Source organism: Thiocapsa sp., from assembly GCF_011390875.1.
Classification (GTDB): domain Bacteria; phylum Pseudomonadota; class Gammaproteobacteria; order Chromatiales; family Chromatiaceae; genus Thiocapsa.
Map to the genome: position 1 here is coordinate 1 of NZ_JAABRP010000346.1, position 3,049 is coordinate 3,049.

Annotated in this window: 2 protein-coding genes and 1 pseudogene; all 3 read right to left on the reverse strand. The window is 66.7% G+C overall.

Annotated elements, in window-relative coordinates; all coding sequences use genetic code 11:
* Window positions 1-361: pseudogene (locus tag GPT33_RS18190) on the reverse strand (hypothetical protein); the annotation flags it as partial.
* A 276-nt stretch (window positions 362-637) separates the two neighbouring features.
* Window positions 638-1,603: an adenosylcobinamide-phosphate synthase CbiB gene (gene cbiB, locus GPT33_RS18195; RefSeq protein ID WP_296811907.1), complete on the reverse strand. Its 966-nt coding sequence runs from the start codon at window positions 1,601-1,603 to the stop codon at window positions 638-640.
* Window positions 1,594-2,793: an adenosylcobinamide amidohydrolase gene (locus tag GPT33_RS18200; protein ID WP_296811910.1), complete on the reverse strand. Its 1,200-nt coding sequence runs from the start codon at window positions 2,791-2,793 to the stop codon at window positions 1,594-1,596. Before GPT33_RS18200 ends, cbiB begins: the two co-directional genes overlap by 10 nt.
* Between the last annotated feature and the right edge of the window lie 256 nt (window positions 2,794-3,049).

The following is a 3,049-nucleotide window of genomic DNA, read 5'->3' on the forward strand; positions in this document are numbered from 1 at the left end:
GAAAACCGGGCGTCTCGGCACCGAGCGCACGCAGCCGCTCCGCGGTGCGATCCGCCAACATGACATGCCCGAACTGCAGTGCGTACCGAAAGAGCATCTCCTGTGCGGGCAAGCTCTTGGGACGACGCTCCGCCCAATCGAACGCGGCGATGGCCGCAGCACGGGTACCCTCGCTGCTCTCCAGTGCCTCCACCAGCAGGCGGCGCGGACCGCTCTGATCCGGGTCGGCCTGGATCAAGGCACGCAGCCGACGCGCCGCGGTCGCGTAATCTCTGCGCTCCATCAGACGCTCGATCGCCTTGAGCTGGCTGGACAGCACGGAGGAGGCGCCCGACTTGGGCTTCGCAGACTTTTTGGACATGAGAACCTCGAGACTCGGACATTGACTGGATTGGGCGCCGAGGGAGCCGATCGTCGGCAGCTCGGAGCACAGACCGCATTAAACCGCGCCCAGCGCAGTATGCGATGTTTTTGGATGGGACCGGTCCCGGCAGACTTGACAACCGCTGGAGCCAGCGCGGTTTAAGAGATTAAGAAACAGATCATTTTAAACCGCGTCCCCGCTCAAGGCTGAGGATGCACCAAACGTCGAACTCACTCGAACGTGAGCATCTCGCTCTAGACGCGGTTTGAACCCTCACCATGGCAGAACCGTGCGCAGCGGCGCGACGGCCAGACCGACGAGGAGTGCGAAGAGGCAGGCCACCAGGATCAGATGCAGCGCGCGCTCGAGGTCGGTCGCCCCGAGATCGGCCGGCCAATCCGGATCGCCCATGTAAGCCTCGGTGACCAGCATCCCCCCGTAGCGAATCGGACCGACCAGTCTGACCCGCAGCGCGCCTGCGCAGGCCGCCTCGCTCCAGCCGGAATTCGGGCTGGGGAGCATGGCGTGATAGTCGCGCGCGGCGCGGAAGACCAGCCGGGGGTGTAGCTTGAGTAATGCCGCCACAACGGCGATCAAAGGGACCGAGAGGCGCGCCGGGAGCCAATGGACGAGATCGTCCGAGCGCGCCGCGGCCCAGCCGAAACGGCCGTAGCGGTCGTTCTTGTAGCCGACCATCGAATCCAGGCTCGACACCGCCTTCACCAGGATCAGACCCGGAAGCCCGAAGAGACACAGCGCCCACAAGGGCGTCAAGACACCGTCGGTCAGATTCTCCGAGAGGCTTTCGATCGTCGCGCGCACGATGCCGTCGCGCTCCAGCTGCTCGGTATCGCGACCGACCAGCATCCGCAGCCGCGCGCGTGCCTGCGGGAGATCATCGAGCGCCTCGAGCACTCGTCGCCCGTGATCCAGGAGATCCCGAGTGCAGATCAGGCTGTAGGCGATGAAGACATCCCAGGCAAAGGCCGCCCAAGGATGCAGCAAGCCGAGGCCCGATCGAACGCCCCACCAGGCCGCCAGCGCGCCCCCGACCACCAGCAGCCAATGCAGAACACCACCGACACGCCCTTTAAGCCCAACGGCAAACAAGAGCCGCTCCCAGCCGAGACTCCAGGCCCCGATCATTCGGATGGGATGATAACGATAGACCGGATCGCCGATCAGGGCATCGAGGAGACAGGCCGCGAGGACGAGCGCGAGATGCTCGGTCAGTCCCATTTGTGCGCGAACCCCAGAACGACGGCGAGCGCGGCCAAGCGCCCATCCGGCAACGATTGATGCGGCGTCAGGTCCGCGCGCAGCGCCATGAACCGCTCGGGCTGGACTGCGACGGCCGCTCCGAGCAACGCCGCCTGATTCAGAACAGCCTCGCGCGCGACCTCGGCATGCAGCACCCCTGTGCGCACCAGATCCAGGATCTCCGCCAAGCCATAGGCCGCCGCGGCGCTGTGTGGATCATGGAGGACCGCCTGGAGATTCGCGACGAAGACGGCCGCGCCCGAAGCCTCCAGCTCGGACTCGGCGCAGGCCCGCAGCGCGGCCTCGTCACAACCGAAGCGGCTCAAGGCCGCGCAGATGGTTCGCCTGAGCTCGGGAGCAATACCATTCTGCAGCAGCAGACAGCGGGTCACCGCCTCATGCGTCGCCCGCCCGAGCAGCTCGCCCAAGGTGTTGTGACCGCCCGCCCAGTGACGCTCCCACTCGCCTTCGTGCGCCAGCGGAGCGGCGATGGCGAGCTGATCGGTCCCGGTACCGGTCGCCAGGCCCGGCGACTGCAGGCTCGGCATCCGCAGATCCAGCAGAGCCGAGCTTTTCGCCTCCGTCACCATCGTCGCCGCCCGAACCAAGCACGCAGGCGTGCAGGGCTGGTTGATCAGGACCAATGTGACGATGGTTCCCGAGCCGGAGTCGTTGGGCGATTGAGCGGCGAGGGTCGGAACTTCGGCTCCGGTCTGCCCCGCCGGTTCCGCGGAACGGCCGCGACGGGCCGGACGACTGCCGTCGGCCTCCTCGTGCCAAGCAGCCGGATCGCCCGCGCGGACAGCATTGCCGGTCACCCCGGCGGTGGCGACCACCGTCACGCAAAGATCCTCCGCATCCGCGTGCGCCACGACCGCGCATTGCATGTTGGCGGCGGTCCCCATGAGGGCGGTCGTCTCGGGCGGAAGCCCGGCCTCGGAGCACGTTTGAGCGTGATAATCCCGGGCCCCAAGACCCAAGACCCGCTCGTAACGCGCCAGATGGGCCACACCCTCGCAACTCTGATGATTCGCGAGATGGGTCAGCGTCTCGGACATCCCGCCGTTCACCCGACAGGTACCGAGCACGCGATGCGGACGCGCGAAGGCGACGACAAGATAGCGCCCCTGCCGGTGCAGGGCGTAACGGTCGGTCTCTTCGAGCAGCATGCGGACCTCGATCACGGGGACGGGGAGGAATGGCCGGCGAGCGATGGGGCCGACGGACGCGCGAGGCTATCGCAAGTGACGATGGGACCGCAACGAGGGCGAGGTGCGTTAGCCCGAAAGCTGACGCGGCGAGCGTGTCGACGGGCTCGCTCATCAGACCGGCAACCCAAAAACCCAAGGAACTCGTGACATCCGCTCAGCGGTGTCACGCATGCCCCGTGGCGCTCTGCGCCACGTGACGCTATGGCACCGGGTG

Coding starts and splice junctions, on each gene's coding strand:
- GPT33_RS18200 (WP_296811910.1), bottom strand. CDS start 2,793: ATGCTGCTCGAAGAGACCGACCGTTACGCCCTGCACCGGCAGGGGCGC.
- cbiB (WP_296811907.1), bottom strand. CDS start 1,603: ATGGGACTGACCGAGCATCTCGCGCTCGTCCTCGCGGCCTGTCTCCTC.